We start from the raw sequence: 20,648 nt of genomic DNA, 5'->3' as shown, positions 1-20,648 counted from the left end.
AACGCTCCGGTGATCAGGGTGTCGGGTTGAACTCGATTGCCGAGGCCTGAGCTCGCAGCCTGTCCACCAGAAACTCTTTTACAATTCGAATTCTCGCCATTTGCTGAGTGTCCTGGCTTACATGCACCCAAAGGTCGACACTTTCGCCTTCGAGCGGATCTGACAGGCGGCGGAGTTCTTTGGTGCCCTCCCCCAAATAGCATGGCAAAACCGCAAGGCCAGCGCCTGACCGCGCCAGCGCATGCATGGCGTGCAAGCTGTTACAGCGAATGACCGACGTGGCATGTTTCAGGTGCTTGCGGTACCACCGACCGGTTGCCAGGTGGCTGAAGGTGTCATCCGGAATAATCCAGAGGCAGTCTTCTGGCTGGTTTTCAATATCCATATTGCGGTGGCGCCGACAGTAGCTGGCAGAGCCGTATACCGCCGATTCAATGGCCGCTATGCGCTCACCCTCCAGCGTTGCCTGAGGCTTGTTCTCGGGGCGCAAAGTGAGGTCGGCTTCCCTGTGGGTAAGATTGGTAACGTCGTTATCGGTGAGCACTTCCAGCTCAATGTCGGGAAATTCACGCACCAGTTCAGCCAGAACCGACCCGAGCAACTCGCTCATCATCGTGTCTTCAGCTGCCAGCCGTACTTTGCCCACAGGCGCGGCATCCTGTCCAACCAGCTTGCGCTCAAGATTTTCCATTTCTACTGACAGCTTTTCCGCATTACGGAAAGCGGTTTCCCCCACTGGTGTCAGCTGAAGCCCATCCCGGTTGCGCTCAAAAAACTGTACGCCCAACGTCTCTTCCATCTGGTCGAGTCGGCGCAAAACGGTAGTTTGATGCACGCCCAGTAATTCTCCGGCCTTCGCGAGGGTTCCGCCTATTGCCAGAGCGTGTATATATCGAAGATAATCCCAGTCCATAGCTACTGCATATTTGCAACATGAGTACGGAGTTTAACGTATTTACGCTGCAAAAAAATACCCTTACAATTCAATGTAAATTCAGGTTAATAGTTTTTAACCGATCACAAATAGCAACTCACCAAAAGGAGGAAGTCGCTATGGCACAAAGACATATGGCAACCGTTAAACCGCTACCATCCAGCATCCTCCACAATGGTGCTGAAGTGAGAAGCCAGCACACACGTGCGGCAGCGAAGATGGCGGTCCAGTTCATGAGCCGTAAACTGCGGTCATTCAACCGTAAGGCTGCAGAAGCAACGCCCGATATCGTTCAGATGCAAGGCGGACACTGATTCCAGTCAGGCAAACGTAAAGAGCTGCACCCTAAAGCGCAGCTCTGAAGCAAGTAGCCAAACTGAAAACGCCGGTGGTTCTGATCTCAGAGCCACCGGCGTTTTGCATTACCCGATCATAATTCCCAAATTACTTTCTTTTTCTGCTCAAACCAGCTGTCCATTTTGCGATTGTAGGTGTCTTCGATTACGTTTCGCTTGATCTTCATGGTTGGCGTGAGCATTCCGTTTTCCATGGTCCAGGGCTCTTTTACAACCACCACGAAGGATATTTTTTCGTGGGCTTCGCACTCTTCGTTTACTGCGTTCAACTCTTTCAGCAGTTCCTGCTCAAGCTCCGCCCGGTCCATTCCATTTGAAAGCGCATCCCGAACATCTTCTGACAGAAGGATCATCAAACAAGGCTGAGGCTGGTTGGCACCGGCCACACAGACTACTTCCACCGAAGGATGGTTAAATCGGTTCTCGATAGGAACCGGCACAACGTATTTACCTTTAGAGGTTTTGAACAGGTCTTTTACCCGACCTGTAATCTTCAGATAGCCACTTGCGTCGATTTCACCCATGTCACCGGTTCTGAGAAAACCATCGTCAGTAACATCCTCGCGGGTTTTCTCTTCGTTTTGGTAGTAGCCCATCATCATTCCCGGGCTTTTCACCTCCAGCTCACCACCTTCGCCAATGCGGTGCTCCACACCCGGATTGGCCTCGCCGACCAATCCTATCCTGGCTCGTCCTGGCCTGCTGGCATGGGAGTATCCGAAGTTTTCAGTCATGCCATAAACCTCAAGCAACTCCAGCCCAAGGTTTCGATACCACAGGATGATTTCTTCCGATAAAGGTGCGGCCCCTGTCAGTGCGGCCCGGCAATGATCCAGCCCCAGTTGTTTGAGCACTTTCTTTTTCACCACGGAACGCAGAATCGGGATGCGGAATAGCAGTTTTTGTTTTTTGGGGGGCAGCTTGGCGTTCACCCCAAGGTAGAACTTCATCCACAAGCGCGGGACAGAGAAAAACAGAGTTGGCCTGGCACGCTGAAGGTCTTGCTGGAAAGTATCCAGACTCTCGGCAAAATATACCTGGAAGCCAAAATACAGCGACTGAGTCTCAACCGCTGCCCGCTCTGCCACATGTGCAAGCGGCAGATAGGACAGCATGCGGTCCTCGGATGACACTGTGAACATCTGCTGCAAACCATCTGCAACCGCCATCATGGCTCGGAAGCTTTGCATAACCCCTTTAGGGCGGCCAGTACTTCCTGAGGTATACACGATCGTGGCTAGTGCATCCTGGTCCGGTAACTTCGGAGCAGCTGGCTCATGCTTGGCAATAAGATCTCGCCACTTGGGGGTGTCCTCTCGCGGCGACATGGGCAGAGAGATAACGGGGAGGTCTGAGGGAATGTGCCCTTTTATATCGTCCCAGCCATCTGCGAGGCCATCAAGCTTACCCAGAAGCAACAGCTTTGCCTCAGAGTGCTCAAGAACATAGGCAGCAGCATCCCCGTTGAGCGTGGGGTATAGCGGCACAGATACATGGCCGGCGGCCCAGATAGCGAGATCCGACAGAATCCAGTGCGCACTGTTTTTGCCCAGAACGGCGATATTGCTTCTTTCAGGGAGCTCAAGACTATTCAGGTGAGCAGCCATGCGCGACACCTGGTCGGCAGCCTGCTTCCAACTAATGTCCTCTAGTGTTCCATCTGGATAAGGCTGGGTGAGGTATGTGCTTTCAGGGCTTTTCTCTGCCCAATAATACAAACAGTGCAAAGAGGTCTGCTTGCGAGGATCCAATGCCATGAAAAACTCCTGGTTATTGTTATCGTTAACGAATTCCGGTCAATACATGAATACACATTCACTCTAATGCACTTTCATTCAGCTTCACAAATAGTAGTGTTATTTAGCGATAGCTCAATGGCATTAAACACCCCACTCAATGACCAATCCATCCCATATTTGGTCACGCGCCAAAAAAGTTGATCATTTTTTGTATGACATCCATCAAGATTGGTCTAGAGTGAAATTCGAAGCTTATCGAATTTAACCTCTCAGAGGAGACCGCCATGAGGCAGTCGACAACCCGCTCCGCCCTTATCTTCCCAGCCTGGGCATTTATCCTGCTTGGCTCTGCTGCGTTCCTATACAGCGCTTTTTCCGGAATGCTGGGCACCTGAGGCATCAATGCAAAAGGCTGCGAACAAACGCCTAACGCCGGAAGCGGGTTTCCAACACCACGGCTGAGTTAGTGCGCTCAACGCCCTCCAGGTTACCAATTTCGTCTAACACTGCGCTCAGCTCCTCAAGAGACTGAGCCTGCACGATCGCTATCAGATCGTACTCTCCGCTTACTGAAAATAATTGCACTACCTGGCTAATTCCCTCGAGTGCATTGTTTGTTCGCGCTGTTAACTTTTGGGCCACTTTAATAGAGACATGAGCCTCCACCTGGCTGGCAGAAAACGCCCCCCCCAGCTGAACCGCATACCCGACTATCACCCCGCTGGCCTCCAGCCGGGAGATTCGGCTTTGAACCGTTGAGCGGGACAACTGCAAAGCTCTGGCCAGATCCGTAATGCTGGCTCTGGCATTCTGGCGCAGCAGCATTAGCAGCTTCTGATCTTTGCTTTTCATCATTGTGCTAAATACCTCCGTTATTTTGATAAGATCATAGCCCATTTTGAGCAAACTGCACCTGCAATCCGACAAAGCTTCAATGCATACTGTCCGGAAACAACGCCAGGTTGCAGCCCATGATTATTCGCCCAATTGCAGACAAAGATCTGGATACCCTTTATCAGATAGCCGAAGAGTCTGGCCCGGGTTTCACATCACTAATGCCCGACAGGGACGCTTTAGCACAAAAGATTGCTCACTCCATGGCAAGCTTCGAGCGCAAAGTAACCAGCCCTGGCGATGAGCACTACCTGTTTGTGCTGGAAGATGAGGCCACCGGCGACATCCTTGGCACCAGTGGTATTGAGTCAAACACTGGCCATACCCAGCCGCTTTACCATTTCCGACGAAACACTGTAACCCACCACTCGCGGGACCTTGACGTTCGCAAGAGCGTGGAAACCCTCACCCGCTGCAACCACTACACAGGTTATTCCGAGATCTGCTCTCTTTATTTGCGTCCCGAGTTTCGCCGGGCCAATGCGGGCAAACTGCTTTCCCGGGTGCGTTTTCTTTTTATGGCACTTCACCCGGAACGCTTCTCACACAAAATCATTGCCGAAATGCGCGGTGTTTCGGATGCCGCTGGCCGGTCACCCTTTTGGGACTGGCTGAGCACGCACTTTGTTGACATGGAATTTGCCCAGGCAACCCACCTGGTTGGTGCAGGTTACACAGATTTCATTGATGAACTGATGCCCTCGCATCCACTCTATACGTGCCTGATGAGCCCGGAGGCCCGAGCTGTTCTTAGCCAGGTGCATAACAACACCCGGCCAGCCCTAAAGATTCTGGAAGCAGAGGGTTTTAAGCACAAAGGATTGATAGACCTGTTTGATGCGGGGCCAACGGTAGAGTGCGCCTTGGCAGAGATACTAAGCGTCAGATCCTCCTCCGAGCACCGCGTTAGAGTGGATGATTACGTTGCAGGCCCCAATGCACTCTTTGGCCGCACCAACCACGAACAACACGAACCAACGCTGATCGCAAACACAGGAACAGCAAACTTTCGGGCTACCGTCACATCTGAGGTTTCCGAAGGTTCGGATGCGCTGATTATTTCTCGCTCTCTGGCGAAACAGCTTTGCCTTGAAAACGGCGATCCGTCACGCATTTTGCCCCTGAACCATGCAGCATCGACGGCACGAAACAGAACCACGGCTACGGAGCTAAGCTATGCATACTGATCGCAACGTCTTGTTCGAAAATCTCTGGCAGGACTATAAAGCTGTTACACCCTCGGCCGCCAAAATCCATCGCATTCTGGGTGCAGAAGAAGGCCATGCCATCATCAACGATCATATCGCCCTGCGCACCTTCAACCTGCAGCCGGTTGGACTGGATGCTCTCGCGGCGCATTTTCTGGCGCTGGGGTACCGGGAAGGTGGTGAATACCACTTCGAAGGCAAGAAGCTTTATGCCCGGCATTATGAACACGCAGATCCCGAAGCACCGAAGGTGTTTATTTCTGAGTTACTGACAGAACAGTGCTCACCGGAGCTTCAGACTGTGGTGAAAAAGCTGGTTGGGCAAATCACAAAAGAGGAGGTTACCGCAGACAACTTTCTGTACTCAGGACGGCATTGGGATCTGGATTCCGGCACCTACCGCCAATTGTTGGAAGAGAGCGAGTATGCAGCCTGGCTCGCGGCCTGGGGTTACCGCGCGAATCATTTCACGGTGAGCGTAAACCACCTGAACAACTTCGAAACAGTGGCCGACATAAACCAGCTCTTGATCGAGAAGGGCTTTTCAGTGAACTCGGCCGGTGGCGAAGTGAAGGGTTCTGCCGAAGAGCTGCTTGAACAGTCATCCACAATGGCCGACCGTGTTCCTATTCAGTTCAGCGACCGCGAAATGACGATTCCCAGCTGCTTCTATGAGTTCGCCTTGCGCTACCAGAAGCCCGACGGCAACCTATACAGCGGGTTTGTTGCGGCCTCTGCCGACAAGATTTTCGAGAGTACCAATGCCGGAATGTAAAGGCTCGAAAATCCACCCGTGTACCAACGGGATAGCTACGCTAAACTAACGCCTTGTTCCCGAACAATCCCACTTGTTCAATGCAACAAGGAGTCACCATGAAGCCTGTCGTCACGCTTTTTCTGGCCTGTTTTCTTGTATTGGCTGGCTGCCAGTCGTTGCCAGGCGAAAGTACGGAAGCAATAGGCCGTGGCGCCATTTTACTGAGCTCCCAACACTGCTTGAGCGAACATCTGAAAGAACAGAACAGGGTTCACTACGGCCCGTGCCTTAAAATTATCAGTGTGGACGGCGACACACCAACGATCCGCGATGATGGCTTCATAGAATTGCCTGCGGCTGAATCTGCCACCCTTGGTGTCAGTTGTGTGTATCGCCATGCTGATGGCTCACCTATCCCTGTCACCATGGAAACAACTGACTTCCTGGTTACCCCGGATACCTTTACCAAATCGGGTCAACGTTGGTATCTGCATGCACACAAGCAAGCGAGGCAAGTTGTTGGTTGTGAGCCAACGCTGTCCCGCTCGATATACCCCACGTACAAAACGGAATGACTGCCGACATCAGTATCGTTTGGCTCGGCGCGCTGGCAAGCCTGTTAGCGGGGCTGGCCACCAGCATTGGCGCTCTGGCGGTATTCTTCGTTAAAGATCTCTCTGCCCGGCTGCAGGACTACATGCTGGCAGGTGCTGCCGGCGTAATGCTGGCGGCCTCGGTTTTTTCTTTGTTGATCCCCGGGCTGGAATACGGAGAAACACTGCTGGGCTCAACCTGGATGGCAGCACTGCTTGTGATATTCGGTGTTCTGTCCGGCGCGGGGGCTCTGTATTACCTGCACCAGAACCTGCCCCACGAGCACTTCAATCTTGGGCCAGAGGGGCCGGACGCTGCCCATATTCGCCGTATATGGTTGTTTATTATCGCCATTACGCTGCACAACTTTCCCGAAGGCATGGCGGTAGGTGTTGGCTTTGCGGGCGGCGATGTACGCAACGGCTATATATTGGCACTGGGCATTGGTATTCAGAATATTCCGGAAGGCCTAGCCGTTGCATTTTCGTTGGTGGCTATCCAATACTCGCGGGCTCGTGCCTTTACTATTGCCCTTCTGACAGGGCTGGCTGAACCTATCGGGGGCCTGTTCGGTGCCGCTCTGGTATCGCTGGCAGAACCGATAATGCCCTGGACTCTGGGCTTCGCTGCCGGGGCCATGCTGTTCATTATCAGCAACGAAATCATTCCCGAAACCCACAGGAGCCGCTACAAGGCCCAAACTACCTTCGCACTGCTGATCGGTTTTGTGGTGATGATGTTCCTGGATGTCACCCTAGGCTGAGGCGCCCGCCAGCGCAACAATGTCCTCATACTGGCGAACCTGAACAACCTGCTCGGCAACTGGTTTGGCAGCCAGACTGCAAGCCTCGTTAACCATGGCAGACGCAACGGTTTGTGCCTCGATTGCCCGGTATTTTTCCAGCGGGCCCAACAGCACGCGGTTAACCAGCGGCATCGCTTTGGCACCTATCGCTTCCCCGAGGCGGTGATCTGGCCTATCGCCCAACAGTAAACTGGGATGATATATCGACAAATACGAGTAACCGAGGCCCTTCACCGCGTCTTCCAGCTCACCTTTAACCCGGTTGTAGAAAATGGTCGAAGAAGATGATGATCCGATGGCAGACATCAAGATAAATGCACCGGCACCTTCTGCTCGCCCAAGCTCAGCCGCTTGCAGGCAGTAGCCGTAATCTACCTTTCTGAACTGTTCCTGAGAGCCGGCCTTTTTGATCGTCGTACCCAAGCAACAGATAATCACATCTACTTTAAAAAGCTCGGGATGATCTGCCATGCGATCAAAATCCATTTCCTGTTGCTGCAGTTTGGCATGAATGAGTTCCAGCGGCTTCCGCACAGGCACAACCACCCGTTCAACCTCGTCACGGGCCAACAAGCCAGTGAGAGCCAACCCACCCGTCAACCCGGTAGCACCCAGCAATAACACTTTCATAAGGTTCTCTTTATTTTGCGAATTCTCTATAAATCCTTGAGGTAGTGTAGCCCGGATAGCTGATCCATCTGGCCTCGAATCCAGAAAACACGATCCCGCACGTAGGGCGATGGCGAAGAAACGCTCAACACCTTCGGGTTGGGCAACACTGCAGCCAGCCGTGCAGACTGGTTGGCCGACAACTGCCGTGCAGAAATACCGAAATACGCCTTGCTCGCAGCCTCAACGCCGTAAATGCCGGGGCCAAACTCGGCGATATTAAGATACACCTCAAGAATTCGGCGCTTGGGCCAAACCCCGTCAACGGCGAGCGCAAGCCCAGCTTCCAGAGCTTTACGGACAAAGCTTCGGCCATTCCATAAAAACAGGTTTTTTGCGGTTTGCTGCGTGATGGTGCTGGCTCCCCTTAGCCCGTCACCAGCATGGTACTCCGCTAATGCTTTGCGAATCGCGACAAAATCAACACCCCAATGATCGGGAAACCGCTGATCCTCGCTGGCCACCACCGCGATTGGCATCCAGGGCGAGATATCCGAGAAACTAACCCATTGCTGCTGCACTTCTTTGTGTGGGTTCGCAAGGCTGTAGCTGAGCATGAATGCCGACGTGGGCGGGTTTATAAACCGAAACAAGAGCAGCATCGAAAGGAACAGTAGCACCAGAGCAATGAACACCCAGGCAAAACCACGAAACGCTCTCTTTGGAAGTGATTTACGAGCCATTGAAGCGCCCGGCCCGACTGTTTTCAGCTTCACCCGTGCGCACAACGTTTGCCCCTATTACCCGGAGGCAGTGTTGGCGGCACACAGCGTGGAGCGGTGTTTTGCCCGCTTCATCTCCGTCCACCGTCATGGTTTTTGGTTTTGAAGTAAGAATGTCGCAACGCTTTCCCTTCAGGTGCACCACTGTGCTGGTACGATCAGGAGACTTTCCACTCAACCGCACCAGCAGGAAAGTGAGTAGCAACTGCAACAAAGGGCGTGGCTTCACCGCAATCACATCAAGCAATCCATCATCTGCTGTCGCTTGTGGAATTTCATTCCCGCCCCCGAAAAATGCGCCACTGGACACAGCAATCGACAACCAGCGGCCGCGAACCAGCGCCTTGTCGCACGATATTTCCGCAGTAAAACCCCGCTTGGCATTCACTTTTTTCAGCAACGCCACCCCATAACTGAAGCGGCCAAACAGTTTTTTAGCTGCGCCCTTAGCTTCGCTGGCCGACAGCGCTCCCAAGCCTATGTGTGCCACATTAAGAAAGATTCTATCCCCGAACTCCGCCACGTCCACTTTTTGCGTAGTGCCTTGCTGGACCAGTTCACATACAGCGGCAGGATCTTCCGGCAAGGCCAGGTTTCGGGCGAAATCATTGGCTGTACCAGACGGCAACACCGCAAGTGTTGCGTTGTGTTGAAGGCATATCTGGGCGGCGGCATTAACTGATCCATCACCACCAGCCACCATCACCGTGTCGCCGGATTGTAGCTGCACCGTCCAACTCTGATCCTGAAGGTCGCAACACTCCGGGCCTGTGATGCCAGCATTCGCCAACTTTTCAAGCCAAAATTCTTGTCCCTTCTGGCCATCGCCTGCAGCAGGGTTTGCAACCAGCCAATAGGTCATACCATCATGCTCTCTGTAACCAAATAAAAAAAGCCGGGAACCTCAAGTCACCAAAGATACCTCAAACATGCCATGGTGGTCGTTACCATAAGGACACAGGAACTGCTTCCAACTGCTATATTGTCCGACTATAGTTAACTCCTGAACTAAACATCACTATCGGAAACCAGCAATGATTACAGATCTGATCACGCCTGTGCGTTCCAAAGCGCAGCTCGCAGCCCTGAAACTGATAACGAAACTCATTCCAAGCCCGATTCCCAACATGTTCCTGGGGGCGCAGTCCCGACTCCGGCTGGCTGAGCACATGGCACATTTTGACTTCAAACGGGTTCTGCTTGTGACCGACGATGTGTTGTTCAAGTTGGGCGTTATTAGCCCCATAGAGGAACACCTGAACGAACTCGGAGTTAAAACTGTTGTATACCGTGGTGTGACGCCAGATCCGGGTTTTCTTGTGGTCGAGAAAGGGTTGGAAGTGCTCCGCCAGAATGAATGTGACGCTGTATTAGCGATTGGCGGAGGGTCGTCCATTGATGCTGCAAAAGTGATGGCGCTGGCAGCTTCAAACAAAAAAACGCCTCAGGGGTTGGTCGGAATTCTCAAAGCTCGCAAGCCATCCCTTCCGCTGTTTGCGATTCCGACCACCGCGGGTACAGGCTCTGAAGTCACAATTGGCGCCGTTATATCTGATGAAACCACACACATTAAACATCTGGTAATTGACCCAAAAGTGGTTCCTTTAGCGGCTGCGCTGGATCCCGAGATTATGGCTGGCATGCCGAAATCGGTAACGGCAGACACGGGCATTGATGCTCTTACCCACTGCCTTGAATCCTGGATCAGTGATTTCTCCTCGCCTGAAACTGAGTTGTACTCAGGTGCCGGCGTGAAACTCGTGTTCAAATACCTGGAAAGAGCCTGCGAAAACGGACAGGACTACGAAGCCCGTGATGCCATGGCGCTGGCTGCAAACTACGGTGGGCTGGCACTGAACAAAACGGGACTGGGCTATGTGCACGCGATTGCTCACCAGCTTGGTACCCAATATGGCGTTCCTCACGGCCGGGCTAACGCTATTGTTCTGCCGCACATACTTGAGGTGAACCGGCACAGCGCACACGCCCGAATGGCCAAACTGGCCAGGCTGTGTGGTCTTGCCACAGATACAGAGGCAGACTCTCTGGCAACCGACAAGTTCATCCAGCGTGTGAATACGCTACTTGCAACCTTGCCGATATCCCGTGAGGTGAAAGGTATCGATGAGAAGCACTTCTCTGTAATGGCGCAAGCGGCCATGAAAGAAGCTCACGGAACCTACGCGGTGCCTAAATATCTGAATAAGAATGAGATTATTCAGGTACTCCGCACTATAAGTGGCCAACCTGCATAGCCGGAGCGCCCCTAGCCGGGGCGTTTCTGCGACACCACCAGAGCAACGCCGGTGATAGAGACAATTCCCCCGGCAATCGCCAATACGCCCAAGCGCTCATCAAACAGCCAGAAGGCCTCCAGAGCCGTTACCGGGGGGACAAGATAGAACAGGCTGGCCACCTGGGAAGCTGCGCCTCGGCGAATCAACCACATCAAAAGCAGAATCGCGCCAATAGAAACCCCCAAAACCAGCCAGGCCATAGAAAGCTGAAGTTGCAGAGACCAGACTACTTCGCGGGTTTCGAGCACTAGCGCGCCAGCGGCGAAAAACAAGGCGGCGGCGCCGTACTGAATGATGGTGCCAGCCACCAGGTCTGCACCTGTTCCATGGCGTTTTTGGTACACGGTACCCAACGAAATGCCGGCCAGCGCTAGCAGAGCCCATATCAGCGTCCATAATGGAAACGCCGCCCCCGGGTTGCCTGCCCCACCAAACTTTTCAAGCAAAACCAGAGTGACACCCACCAAGCCAAGCCCCAAACCCAGCCACTGCCGCCATGAAATGGCTTCTTTCAATACAAAAACCGCAACACCCGCGGTGACCAGCGGCTGCAAACCGACCACCAGCGATACTATTCCCGAGGGCATTCCGTCCTGGATGGCATAATACACACCGCCAAGATAGCAGCCATGGACCAATAGACCGGTTACAGTAAGATGCCCAGCGGCCCGCCAGCCAGGCCAGCGGGCTTTAAGGAGGCCTGCAAGCACCACAAGCAAGCCAAGAGTGAGAAGCATTCGAATCAGCAGAAGGGTGAATGGCTCGGCATAGGGCAGGCCGTATTTTGCGCCAATAAAGCCCGTACTCCACAGCCATACAAACAAAGCAGGTACAAAGAACGAATAAAAGAAAGATCGCATAAACGACTGCCGGGGTCAGGTATCTGGAACAAAGTGCAGTTTAGAGCCTGAATCGCAAACAAAACAGATACAGGCACCCGGCCAAGCCACCATTACAGGTGGCTCTAAGGGATAAATCAGCGGCGATTATGTCGTGAGGATAGATTGCAGTTTCTGTGTCAGCTCTACTGCCTCACTGCCCATAGGAGTCAGGTAACCTCCGTCATCCCGCGTTATCAGGCCTTTGGCAAAAAGGCGCTCAGCGGCATCTACGGTCTCGGGGGCCGCATCACTTTTGTGTACCTTGATTCCAGCTTGGCCTGAGGATGATTCGAATTGCGACAACAGATTAAGCTCGGCAATTGTGTCTGGAGAAAATGGCATGGTATTTCCTTGTCTGGTTTAGTGGTCAGATACTTTGTTTCAAAGTCATAAATTACTCCGATACCCGATTCTTAAAGAATAGCAGTAGAGCCACCATAACCATATCCCGACGGTCAGCTTATCTTATAAAAGCTTAATGAGGCGGCAACAAACCCGATTTAAATCAATAAAAACATAACTTTAAACCCGGAAGGCGTGTATAAAAAACACCTTATAAGGAATCGGGCATTGCTTGATATTTGTGCATTTCCCCAAATTTGTGCCATTTTTAAATGGAAGCCAAACAAGGAGGAATGATTATGCTTTACTGGGCTGTAGTCTGTCTTATCATAGCAATTATTGCCGGTGTCCTCGGCTTTGGAGGCATTGCGGGCACAGCGGCGGGCATCGCCAAAGTGCTGTTTTTTATCTTTCTGATTCTTTTGGTGGTCTCTCTTGTTGCCAATGCTGTTCGCGGGCGGGGACCAAAGATCTAGCGTTGTGAATGCATCTGATCAGCGTTTCGGCCCGGGCACCTACATCATCACGCCCGGGCCTTCCCCCTCTCCTGATAACATTTCAGCGACAAGACGTAATATCATTTCTGCCGGGTAGCGCCGTATAATCTTTAATCTGCCTGATTTAATATGATGAGCAGAACGACTATTGATTATGCTTTCCGTGAGTAGCTAATGAGAAGCCCACAACGACTCGCTCTGCAGATATGTATCGCGTTGATGCTGTCTGCTGCACCAGTTGCAGCAGACAGCATCAAGCGTATTGTGCATCCCGATGGCAGAGTTGAATTTACCAACGTAAAAAGTAACAGCCCCGGGCGAGCCTCCAGCAAAAGCGAAACCGTATTCCGCTATAAAGACGATAATGGCGTCGTTGCCTACACTAGCACCCGGCCTTCAGTGGCCAATTTCGACGTTATCAGCTTCCACTGCTATGCCTGCGACCCGGATTCCCGGGTGAACTGGCGCACAACCCCGTTGTTCGCTGGCCGCTACGAAACAGAAATCAAAACAGCCGCCCAAGAGTATGGTGTTGATCCGGCACTGGTACGTGCGGTGATTCATGCGGAATCTGCGTTCAATGAAAAAGCACTCTCCCCTGTCGGTGCCCAGGGGCTTATGCAGTTGATGCCAGGCACAGCTTTGGAAGTCGGCGTGCAGAATGCCATGGTGGCAGCAGACAACATCCGTGGTGGCGTTACCTATCTCGCAAAAATGCTGGAACGCTTCAAGGGTGATACCCGGTTAGCTACTGCAGCATACAATGCCGGGCCTGGTGCCGTAAGCCGTTACGGAGGAGTTCCTCCCTATGCTGAAACCAAGGCTTACGTTGAGCGGGTCGGCATATTGCGCGAGCGCTATGCCAGTAATTGATCAGATCACCGGAAGCCCCATCCTTGGGAGCTTCCGGGATTCACTTCAAGATTACTCAGAGGCTGCAATCAGGCTGGCGTTGCCACCGGCCGCGGTTGTATCCACGCAAAGATGGCGCTCAATCACAAAGCGCTGATCGAGCATATGCTCGGTGATCAGCGGGATCAACGCGCCATCGCGCTTGGACAGAGCCTCACGATACTTGCGTAGCAGGGCCTGATCGGCACAGCTTACAACAGCCTCAAAGCCACCAGCCCTTGCCAGCACTTCCGGATCCAGAAGCCCATCAACGCCCACTAGCGGCAACCCAGCCTGGGCAGCGCGTGCCACAACGTCTTCAACACCCGGAGCGATGACCACTACCTTGTTGCCCTGTGACAGCGCCATGGCAGCTTGCGCCAGCGCCGTTTCCTTATCTGGCCCCAAGCACAACACGGTTCCACGAGCGTGATTGGAAAGGCGGTTAAGTTCACCGGTTGGTCCTGGCAATTCTTCCGGGTGGGCATCCAGAGGCGCTGGCACCTTACCGAAAACGGGTTCCATGGCGTCAATTCTGGCCTTGGGAGCAGCAACGGAAAGCTTGCTCAAACTACCGATCAGACCATCCAATTTCTTACCATCAATGGTTTTCGCACCAGGCTCAGCCGGGCGCTCAACAGTGGCGCCTTTCAGGAAGCGTCGAACATACTGTGGACCACCCGCTTTGGGGCCGGTGCCGGAAAGACCTTCACCACCAAATGGCTGGGAGCCAACAATCGCGCCAATCTGGTTACGGTTAACGTAAGTGTTGCCAACTTTAATGCGGGCGACAATCTGATCAACACGGTTATCAACCCGGCTGTGGATACCGAAGGTCAGGCCATAGCCTTTGGCGTTTATGGCATCGACAACCTTGTCGATCTCCTTGGCTTCAAAGGTTGCCACGTGCAGGATCGGCCCGAACACCTCTTCTTCAAGCTCTTCGATTCCGTTCACTCTGAGCACGGCCGGTGACACATACAGGCCTTTTTCAGGCACCGGAAGTTTTTTCAGCATGCGACCTTCGCGCTCAAATTTTTCACAGTGATCGACAATTTTCTTGCGGGCGGCCTCATCAATCACCGGCCCCACATCTGTCGATAGCGCCCAAGGATCACCAATACCCAGCTCCTCCATGGCTCCGTAGAGCATTTCCAGCAGGTTATCGGCTATGTCTTTCTGCACATACAACATACGCAGTGCGGAGCAACGCTGGCCTGCACTCTGGAACGACGATGCCAGAACGTCACGAACCACCTGCTCGGGGAGAGCTGTTGAATCCACGATCATGGCGTTGAGCCCACCGGTTTCTGCCACCAGAGGTGCGTCTGGCGCCATGTTCTCAGTCATAACCTTGTTGATCCGCTGAGCGGTTGCCGTGGAACCGGTGAAACAGACGCCTGCAACTCTCGAATCAGACGTGAGGGCAGTACCCACAGTTGCGCCTGTGCCCGGAAGAAGCTGAATGGCATCTTTTGGAATACCGGCTTCGTACATCATTTCAACCACACGAAAAGCCAACAGCGATGTTTGCTCTGCCGGCTTGGCAACCACAACGTTTCCAGCTGCCAGGTTTGCAAGAACCTGGCCCGCAAAAATGGCCACCGGGAAGTTCCAGGGCGAAATGCAGCAAATAATGCCACGAGCCTCGCCATTATCTTTGTTACGCAGACCTTCGTTGGCGTAGAACTGTGCGAAATCCACCGCCTCGCGAATTTCAGCAACACCATCCAGCAATGATTTACCGGCCTCCCGGGTCGTCAGCGCAAACAGTTCGTGTACGTTTTCTTCAAGCAGATCACCTACTTTTCGCACACACGCAGCACGATCTTCCGCAGACGTGGCTGACCAGCTGGCAAAACCTTGTTCTGCCGCTGTAATGGCTGCATTAACATCGGCTTCATTGGCATGGGTAATGTGCCCAACCAGATCGTCCGGGTTGGCCGGGTTTGTTACTTCCAGCACGTCTGTGCCGGTAACGGTGCCGGCGATCAACGGCCCGCCGGTCCATAGATGGCTGCGGAATGCTCCGCGACCTTCATCAATTCGGGCAACGGTCACCGGATCGGTAATATCCCAGCCTTTTGAGTTACGACGCTTGGCACCAAACAACTCCGTTGGGGGCACAATTGCCTTGCTGGAAAGGTTCTTCCCAAGCTCCTGAACCGTATCAATCGGATCCTTTGCGATCTCTTCGGGGGTGATGCTAGTGTCGACAATCTGGTTGACGAAGGAGCTGTTGGCGCCGTTTTCAAGCAGACGGCGTACAAGATAAGCCAGCAGGTCGCTGTGCTTGCCTACCGGCGCGTAGATTCGGCAGGGCACTCCGCTTTCGCTGAGAACCTGGTTATGCAGGGATTCACCCATGCCGTGGAGACGCTGGTATTCATAATTCTTCAGGCCCGCAGCGCTGGCCAGCTCACGAACCGCGGACACAGAGTGGGCGTTATGGGTGGCGAACTGCGAATAGATGCGGTCGCTCATGCCAATCAACTTTTTAGCGCAAGCGATATAAGCAACGTCACTGCACGCCTTGCGGGTGAACACAGGGAAGTCAGACAAGCCCATGACCTGGGCGCGCTTGATTTCCGCATCCCAGTAGGCGCCTTTTACCAAACGCACCATGATGCGACGATCAAGCTTTTCAGCGAGTGCGTACAACCAGTCAAGGGTATGAGACGCGCGTTTGGCAAAGGCCTGGACCACAACACCAAAGCCTTCCCAGTTAGCCAACGTGGGATCGGACATTATGGCTTCAATGACATCCAGAGAAAGATCCAGCCTGTCCTGTTCCTCAGCATCAATATTGAAGCCCATATTGGCGGCGGCCGCCTTTTTGGCCAACTCAAGTGCGCGGGGAACCAGCTCATTCATTACCCGCTCTTTTTGGCCATATTCGTAACGGGCCAGCAGCGCAGAGAGCTTAACCGAGATACCGGGGTTTTTACGCACATCGCCCTTACAGTTTTTGGCAATGCTATCGATGGCTTGTGAGTAGGACTCAAAATAGCGACGGGCATCCGCATCCGTACGCGCCGCCTCACCAAGCATATCGTAGGAATAGGTGTACCCCTTCGCCATGTAGGATTCAGCTTCGCTCTGGGCTTCTTCAATGTCGCGGCCCAAAACAAACTGGCGCCCCATTTCCTTCATGGCCTGGCCAGCAACGGTGCGAACGACGGGTTCACCGAGGCGCTTAACCAACTTGCGCAGCGTGTCACCTACCGTATGGCGATCAGAGTCCTTCAACAGGTTGCTGGTCATCAAGAGCGCAACGGTGGTGGAGTTGATAAATGCCGAGGTGGCTTTACCTACGTGAGCACCCCAGTTGCCAGAGGTAATCTTGTCTTCAATAAGCGCATTGATGGTGGTGTTATCCGGCACTCGCAACAGCGCCTCCGCCAGGCACATAAGCGCGACGCCCTCTTTAGTGGTAAGGCCATACTCTGCGAGGAATTTTTCCATGATGGTGGATTTGGCGCTCTCCCGAACACTGCGCACCAAATCAGCCGCGCGGGCAGAAATCATTTTGCGATCGGCTTCAGACAACTGAGCATCAGCAATCATCTCGTGGATGACTTTGTACTCATCTTCGAGATAGTAATCGCGAACCGCCTGCCGGCTGTTGGCTAGCTCGGGAGCCAATGATTGCTGCGATATCATAGTTGTACCCTCTCAGTTGTTTGTCTTTACCGCATTCTACCGACAACAGCATAGACTGTTTGACTGTAAGCGCCGAAGTGACCCGCCAATATGGCCATATTGACCTTAATAAATGTATTAATTCTCTGACATGAAATACAATTTCAGCCAATTCGACCATATACGGTGGCTTGAAACAGCCCAAAACCCTTGCGGCATGTGGCATTTACAGCCTTCAGCATAGTGCCCCTGCTCAAGACTTGCCCAAAAGTCCCGGATTTACGTTTGTAGAGGACAGATCAACATGAACGAACTGGACCGAATAGATCACTCCATCATTCGTGAGTTGCAGAAGAATGCGCGAATTACGGTTACTGAGCTTGCGTCGAAGGTAGGTTTATCCAAAACCCCGTGTCAGGTGCGCATGCGGCGGCTTGAAGAACAGGGGTTTATTACCGGCTACACCGTGCTGGTTAACCAGACAAAGTTAGGGCAAAGCCATATCGCCTTCGCTCAGGTTACACTGAACGACACCAGCAGCGAGGCGCTGAAGGCGTTCAATACCGCCGTAAAAAAAATAGCCGCCATTGAGCAATGCCACATGATTGCTGCCAACTTTGATTACCTGATGAAGGTGCGTACACGCAACATGGCGGAGTACCGGCAGGTATTGGGAGAACAAATTTCCGCCCTGCCCCATGTGCTGCAAACCAGCACTTTTGTGGTAATGGAGAATGTGAAGGATGCCGGGCTTTGAAAGCCCTATTTGTTCACTCTGGCCAGGCCCAATGCAGACACTGTTAACCCCAACTCGCCGCGATACATCGCGTTGCCGATACCCAGCACAATGTTCTCCACTGTAAAGTTGGAAGAGACGGCACTGGCCCCACCGGTTGAGCGAGACTCCAGAACAAGCACCAGCCGCAGTAAATCCAGAAGGCGGATAACCAGATCGAGAGTGCCGAAGTCTTCCGGAGCATCGTCAATCCGGGCAATGACATAAGCCTTGGCAGATTCCACAACGAAGGCTTCGTGGCTGGTTAAATGCTCTATTCCGAGGTGTTTGATGGATTCTACACGCTGGTGCCGCTCACGCCTGATAGCCTCCATGCACACCTGCCCGGAGTTTTCCGGCAAGTCACCCTGGCGCAGAAGACCAGCGAGCCGAAAGTCCACCTTACCCTCACTCCGCATCTGTTCGTATTCGTTTTTCAGCCGCTCTTTTGCGTGGGGGAAATACCGGCGAACTGCTGCTTCCCGCGCTCGCTCCAGGTCTTCAGTTGTGGCCAGGTTCACCAGCGAACTCATCACTCGCACGCAATGGAGCAGGTGCTCCCAAATAGCTGGCTCAATGGATTCGGGATTATCGGGAAGAACCCGTTTTATGGACACAAACTCGAAATACAGAGCCGTCACCTTCTGCTCCGAGAAGTCAGAAGTGCGGATAATTCTGCGCAGCCCCAGCTTTTCAATATCGCCTAGCAGGCTGGGCATCAGCATCAGAACGTAATGTTTCGCGCCTTCTGAAATGGGCATAACTGATTGCAGCTCCGATTGAGGTATATCCATACCATAGCATCAAGGTGTTTCTCTCGCTTAAGGGAAAAGCATCTCGGTATTCAATCGAGCTATTGACCATTTGAAGCTGGGGAGCAGGAAAAAAGAAAGCAGGCCGGCAGGTTTTGCCGGCCTTGTGACGTGCTTAGGCGCGGCTAAGAAACTTCCGCTCTTCCACGTTGATCTTGATGCGATCGCCGGTGGAGATATGCTCAGGAACCTGGACAACCAGGCCTGTTGCCATTCTTGCTGGTTTGGTACGAGCCGTTGCTGATCCACCTTTAACTGAGGGATCTGTTTCCTCGATATCCATTTCAACAATAGGCGGCAAAGCCAAGGCTACCGGCGCTTCACTCACCAGAATCACCATGATTCCCTGAGTGTCTTCATCGATATACAACAGCTCATCAGCAATGGCTTCCCGGTTCAGGCTGTACTGGGTAAAGTCTTCGCTATCCATGAAGACGTATTCATCGCCATCGGAATAGGAGAAAGTAGCTGGCCTGCGTACAAGATCGGCAAGGTTCAGCATGTCTGTGTCTTTGAACGTCTCGTCGATCTTATTACCCGTTACCACATCGTACATACGCATGCGGTAAAGACTGCCGCCAGCACGACCCTGGGGTACAGAGCGATCAATATCCTTGACGAAATACACCCGACCTTCATATTCAACTGCAGAGTTTTTCTTGATTTCACTTGCTCTAGGCATCTTTTAAAGCTCCAAAACAATCTCGAAACGCATCCATACCGGGCAAAAGCCGGCGTGCTTTACACCCGGTAATTCTACCCTCAGACGTGCCCTGCAGATACAGGGCAAGCCGATACTATAGGCCATTCGGCTAAAAGCTTCCTGAGGCGACGAGCAGATTCGCATAAGAAATAGCAATTTGATGTAAGCTATGCACCATTGTGACCATCGTCTTTGCATTGGCCTGATTGAAGGCCAACGCACCACGCATGGTCGGCACGCTGACGGCTAAACTGAAAGGTGTTATGAAAGTACCCAAGAGATTACAACCCTTGGTCGACGACGGCCTGGTGGACGAAGTGCTTTACCAGCTTATGAGCGGCAAAGAGGCACAGGTTTACGTGGTGCGATGTGGCGACCAGGTGCGCTGCGCCAAGGTATTCAAGGAAGCAAAAAAGCGAAGCTTCAAGCAGGCCGTTGAGTATCAGGAAGGCAGAAAGGTGCGCAACACCCGCCGGGCACGGGCCATGAGTAAAAAGACACGCTACGGTCAGAAAGAACAGGAAGATGCATGGCTCAACGCCGAAGTGGATGCCCTGTACCGGCTTGCGGAAGCCGGCGTGCGCGTTCCGGAACCCAAGGGTTTCGTAGACGGCGTGTTGCTGATGGAACTGATTGCCGATGCCGACGGCAAAGCGGCCCCGCGGCTGGATGACGTAACTCTCACTCCGGAAGAAGCAAGGGACTACCACGGCCGGATTATCGCAGAAATTGTGCGGATGCTGAGTGCCGGGCTGATCCACGGTGACTTGTCAGAATTCAACGTGCTGGTCGACAGCAATGGGCCGGTGATTATTGACCTTCCCCAGGCGGTCAACGCAGCAGGAAACAACAACGCCGAGCGCATGCTGGAACGGGACGTGGATAACATGCGCCGTTATTTCGCCAAGTTCGCACCTGACCTACTGGTTACCGATTATGGCAAAGAGATCTGGGCACTTTATGAAAGCGGCGATCTGCATCCCGAAAGCAAACTGACAGGCTGCTTTGAGCACGATACTGCCAGCGCCGATGTGGAAGAGCTTATGGCGGTGATTGACGCCGCTAAAGAAGAAGAAAGGGATCGAATAGAGCGCATGCTGGATGATGACGAGGATTAACCCTCGTCACCC

21 protein-coding genes are annotated in these 20,648 nt (G+C 53.0%); 10 read left to right on the top strand and 11 right to left on the bottom strand.

What is annotated here, in order from left to right; translation table 11 throughout:
* Positions 1 to 13 precede the first annotated feature (13 nt).
* Positions 14 to 913, bottom strand: a complete 900-nt coding sequence (locus tag AADB16_RS07115) for a LysR family transcriptional regulator (RefSeq protein WP_200369014.1) — start codon at positions 911 to 913, stop codon at positions 14 to 16.
* Between the two features lie 140 nt (positions 914 to 1,053).
* On the opposite strand from AADB16_RS07115, the gene AADB16_RS07110 reads away from it, so the two are divergent.
* The gene (locus AADB16_RS07110; RefSeq protein ID WP_200369013.1) at positions 1,054 to 1,248 is read left to right on the top strand and encodes a hypothetical protein; all 195 of its coding nucleotides are present in this window, start codon (positions 1,054 to 1,056) and stop codon (positions 1,246 to 1,248) included.
* A gap of 116 nt (positions 1,249 to 1,364) precedes the next feature.
* Here the strand turns inward: AADB16_RS07110 and AADB16_RS07105 are convergent, their stop codons facing one another.
* Both AADB16_RS07105 and AADB16_RS07100 read right to left on the bottom strand, forming a co-directional pair.
* Entirely contained in the window at positions 1,365 to 3,047 is a 1,683-nt protein-coding gene (locus tag AADB16_RS07105) for an AMP-binding protein (RefSeq protein ID WP_410802288.1), read from the bottom strand.
* Between the two features lie 408 nt (positions 3,048 to 3,455).
* A complete protein-coding gene (locus AADB16_RS07100) occupies positions 3,456 to 3,884 on the bottom strand; it encodes an Lrp/AsnC family transcriptional regulator (protein WP_309045097.1) in 429 nt (142 codons plus the stop codon).
* A gap of 116 nt (positions 3,885 to 4,000) precedes the next feature.
* On the opposite strand from AADB16_RS07100, the gene AADB16_RS07095 reads away from it, so the two are divergent.
* The 4 genes from AADB16_RS07095 (at position 4,001) to AADB16_RS07080 (ending at position 7,245) form a co-directional block, all read left to right on the top strand.
* Positions 4,001 to 5,110 (top strand): arginine N-succinyltransferase, encoded by a 1,110-nt coding sequence (locus tag AADB16_RS07095; protein WP_410802287.1) that lies wholly within the window; start codon positions 4,001 to 4,003, stop codon positions 5,108 to 5,110.
* On the top strand, positions 5,100 to 5,906 hold the full coding sequence (locus AADB16_RS07090) for a DUF1338 domain-containing protein (RefSeq protein ID WP_410802285.1): 807 nt from the start codon (positions 5,100 to 5,102) through the stop codon (positions 5,904 to 5,906). The genes AADB16_RS07095 and AADB16_RS07090 overlap by 11 nt, the downstream gene beginning before the upstream one ends.
* Before the next feature lie 98 nt (positions 5,907 to 6,004).
* Entirely contained in the window at positions 6,005 to 6,463 is a 459-nt protein-coding gene (locus tag AADB16_RS07085) for a hypothetical protein (protein WP_298448610.1), read from the top strand.
* Positions 6,460 to 7,245: a ZIP family metal transporter gene (locus AADB16_RS07080; protein WP_309045094.1), complete on the top strand. Its 786-nt coding sequence runs from the start codon at positions 6,460 to 6,462 to the stop codon at positions 7,243 to 7,245. Before AADB16_RS07085 ends, AADB16_RS07080 begins: the two co-directional genes overlap by 4 nt.
* Here the strand turns inward: AADB16_RS07080 and AADB16_RS07075 are convergent.
* From AADB16_RS07075 to AADB16_RS07065, 3 genes are read right to left on the bottom strand one after another with little or no spacing between them, the layout of a single operon-like run.
* A complete protein-coding gene (locus AADB16_RS07075; protein WP_410802283.1) occupies positions 7,237 to 7,917 on the bottom strand; it encodes an oxidoreductase in 681 nt (226 codons plus the stop codon). The genes AADB16_RS07080 and AADB16_RS07075 overlap by 9 nt on opposite strands.
* A 26-nt stretch (positions 7,918 to 7,943) precedes the next feature.
* Entirely contained in the window at positions 7,944 to 8,639 is a 696-nt protein-coding gene (mtgA, locus tag AADB16_RS07070) for a monofunctional biosynthetic peptidoglycan transglycosylase (protein ID WP_410802281.1), read from the bottom strand.
* Positions 8,629 to 9,540 carry a diacylglycerol/lipid kinase family protein gene (locus AADB16_RS07065; protein WP_410802279.1) on the bottom strand — a complete coding sequence of 304 codons (912 nt, stop codon included), beginning with the start codon at positions 9,538 to 9,540 and terminating at the stop codon, positions 8,629 to 8,631. The genes mtgA and AADB16_RS07065 overlap by 11 nt, the downstream gene beginning before the upstream one ends.
* 172 nt (positions 9,541 to 9,712) lie before the next feature.
* On the opposite strand from AADB16_RS07065, the gene AADB16_RS07060 reads away from it, so the two are divergent.
* Positions 9,713 to 10,933 carry an iron-containing alcohol dehydrogenase gene (locus AADB16_RS07060; protein WP_410802277.1) on the top strand — a complete coding sequence of 407 codons (1,221 nt, stop codon included), beginning with the start codon at positions 9,713 to 9,715 and terminating at the stop codon, positions 10,931 to 10,933.
* 11 nt (positions 10,934 to 10,944) lie between these two features.
* Here AADB16_RS07060 and AADB16_RS07055 read toward each other — a convergent pair whose 3' ends face one another.
* Positions 10,945 to 11,835, bottom strand: a complete 891-nt coding sequence (locus tag AADB16_RS07055) for a DMT family transporter (RefSeq protein WP_410802276.1) — start codon at positions 11,833 to 11,835, stop codon at positions 10,945 to 10,947.
* Between the two features lie 126 nt (positions 11,836 to 11,961).
* On the bottom strand, positions 11,962 to 12,198 hold the full coding sequence (locus tag AADB16_RS07050) for a TIGR02647 family protein (RefSeq protein WP_298448624.1): 237 nt from the start codon (positions 12,196 to 12,198) through the stop codon (positions 11,962 to 11,964).
* 299 nt (positions 12,199 to 12,497) lie between these two features.
* Between AADB16_RS07050 and AADB16_RS07045 the strand changes: the two genes are divergently transcribed.
* On the top strand, positions 12,498 to 12,674 hold the full coding sequence (locus AADB16_RS07045) for a DUF1328 domain-containing protein (RefSeq protein WP_410802274.1): 177 nt from the start codon (positions 12,498 to 12,500) through the stop codon (positions 12,672 to 12,674).
* A 195-nt stretch (positions 12,675 to 12,869) separates the two neighbouring features.
* Positions 12,870 to 13,568 carry a lytic transglycosylase domain-containing protein gene (locus tag AADB16_RS07040; protein ID WP_410802272.1) on the top strand — a complete coding sequence of 233 codons (699 nt, stop codon included), beginning with the start codon at positions 12,870 to 12,872 and terminating at the stop codon, positions 13,566 to 13,568.
* A gap of 51 nt (positions 13,569 to 13,619) precedes the next feature.
* Here the strand turns inward: AADB16_RS07040 and putA are convergent, their stop codons facing one another.
* On the bottom strand, positions 13,620 to 17,249 hold the full coding sequence (putA, locus tag AADB16_RS07035) for a bifunctional proline dehydrogenase/L-glutamate gamma-semialdehyde dehydrogenase PutA (RefSeq protein WP_410802270.1): 3,630 nt from the start codon (positions 17,247 to 17,249) through the stop codon (positions 13,620 to 13,622).
* A gap of 283 nt (positions 17,250 to 17,532) precedes the next feature.
* Here putA and AADB16_RS07030 point away from each other — a divergent pair, with 283 nt between their 5' ends.
* Positions 17,533 to 17,985 (top strand): winged helix-turn-helix transcriptional regulator, encoded by a 453-nt coding sequence (locus AADB16_RS07030; protein WP_200369002.1) that lies wholly within the window; start codon positions 17,533 to 17,535, stop codon positions 17,983 to 17,985.
* Between the two features lie 5 nt (positions 17,986 to 17,990).
* Here the strand turns inward: AADB16_RS07030 and AADB16_RS07025 are convergent, their stop codons facing one another.
* Both AADB16_RS07025 and yeiP read right to left on the bottom strand, forming a co-directional pair.
* Complete coding sequence (locus AADB16_RS07025) at positions 17,991 to 18,764, bottom strand: hypothetical protein (protein ID WP_309045084.1); 774 nt, start codon at positions 18,762 to 18,764, stop codon at positions 17,991 to 17,993.
* A gap of 166 nt (positions 18,765 to 18,930) precedes the next feature.
* Positions 18,931 to 19,497: an elongation factor P-like protein YeiP gene (yeiP, locus tag AADB16_RS07020; RefSeq protein ID WP_410802266.1), complete on the bottom strand. Its 567-nt coding sequence runs from the start codon at positions 19,495 to 19,497 to the stop codon at positions 18,931 to 18,933.
* A 284-nt stretch (positions 19,498 to 19,781) separates the two neighbouring features.
* Here yeiP and AADB16_RS07015 point away from each other — a divergent pair, with 284 nt between their 5' ends.
* A complete protein-coding gene (locus AADB16_RS07015) occupies positions 19,782 to 20,636 on the top strand; it encodes a PA4780 family RIO1-like protein kinase (protein WP_410802264.1) in 855 nt (284 codons plus the stop codon).
* Positions 20,637 to 20,648: the final 12 nt, after the last annotated feature.

Origin of the sequence: Marinobacter sp. KMM 10035 (assembly GCF_046537445.1) — a bacterium.
Lineage (GTDB): Bacteria > Pseudomonadota > Gammaproteobacteria > Pseudomonadales > Oleiphilaceae > Marinobacter > Marinobacter sediminicola.
This window is presented reverse-complemented; position numbering and strand designations above follow the sequence as displayed.

Coding starts and splice junctions, on each gene's coding strand:
- AADB16_RS07050 (WP_298448624.1), bottom strand. CDS start 12,198: ATGCCATTTTCTCCAGACACAATTGCCGAGCTTAATCTGTTGTCGCAA.
- putA (WP_410802270.1), bottom strand. CDS start 17,249: ATGATATCGCAGCAATCATTGGCTCCCGAGCTAGCCAACAGCCGGCAG.
- yeiP (WP_410802266.1), bottom strand. CDS start 19,497: ATGCCTAGAGCAAGTGAAATCAAGAAAAACTCTGCAGTTGAATATGAA.
- mtgA (WP_410802281.1), bottom strand. CDS start 8,639: ATGGCTCGTAAATCACTTCCAAAGAGAGCGTTTCGTGGTTTTGCCTGG.
- AADB16_RS07115 (WP_200369014.1), bottom strand. CDS start 913: ATGGACTGGGATTATCTTCGATATATACACGCTCTGGCAATAGGCGGA.
- AADB16_RS07060 (WP_410802277.1), top strand. CDS start 9,713: ATGATTACAGATCTGATCACGCCTGTGCGTTCCAAAGCGCAGCTCGCA.
- AADB16_RS07015 (WP_410802264.1), top strand. CDS start 19,782: ATGAAAGTACCCAAGAGATTACAACCCTTGGTCGACGACGGCCTGGTG.
- AADB16_RS07065 (WP_410802279.1), bottom strand. CDS start 9,540: ATGACCTATTGGCTGGTTGCAAACCCTGCTGCAGGCGATGGCCAGAAG.
- AADB16_RS07085 (WP_298448610.1), top strand. CDS start 6,005: ATGAAGCCTGTCGTCACGCTTTTTCTGGCCTGTTTTCTTGTATTGGCT.
- AADB16_RS07045 (WP_410802274.1), top strand. CDS start 12,498: ATGCTTTACTGGGCTGTAGTCTGTCTTATCATAGCAATTATTGCCGGT.
- AADB16_RS07030 (WP_200369002.1), top strand. CDS start 17,533: ATGAACGAACTGGACCGAATAGATCACTCCATCATTCGTGAGTTGCAG.
- AADB16_RS07095 (WP_410802287.1), top strand. CDS start 4,001: ATGATTATTCGCCCAATTGCAGACAAAGATCTGGATACCCTTTATCAG.
- AADB16_RS07080 (WP_309045094.1), top strand. CDS start 6,460: ATGACTGCCGACATCAGTATCGTTTGGCTCGGCGCGCTGGCAAGCCTG.
- AADB16_RS07075 (WP_410802283.1), bottom strand. CDS start 7,917: ATGAAAGTGTTATTGCTGGGTGCTACCGGGTTGACGGGTGGGTTGGCT.
- AADB16_RS07090 (WP_410802285.1), top strand. CDS start 5,100: ATGCATACTGATCGCAACGTCTTGTTCGAAAATCTCTGGCAGGACTAT.
- AADB16_RS07025 (WP_309045084.1), bottom strand. CDS start 18,764: ATGCCCATTTCAGAAGGCGCGAAACATTACGTTCTGATGCTGATGCCC.
- AADB16_RS07105 (WP_410802288.1), bottom strand. CDS start 3,047: ATGGCATTGGATCCTCGCAAGCAGACCTCTTTGCACTGTTTGTATTAT.
- AADB16_RS07110 (WP_200369013.1), top strand. CDS start 1,054: ATGGCACAAAGACATATGGCAACCGTTAAACCGCTACCATCCAGCATC.
- AADB16_RS07100 (WP_309045097.1), bottom strand. CDS start 3,884: ATGATGAAAAGCAAAGATCAGAAGCTGCTAATGCTGCTGCGCCAGAAT.
- AADB16_RS07040 (WP_410802272.1), top strand. CDS start 12,870: ATGAGAAGCCCACAACGACTCGCTCTGCAGATATGTATCGCGTTGATG.
- AADB16_RS07055 (WP_410802276.1), bottom strand. CDS start 11,835: ATGCGATCTTTCTTTTATTCGTTCTTTGTACCTGCTTTGTTTGTATGG.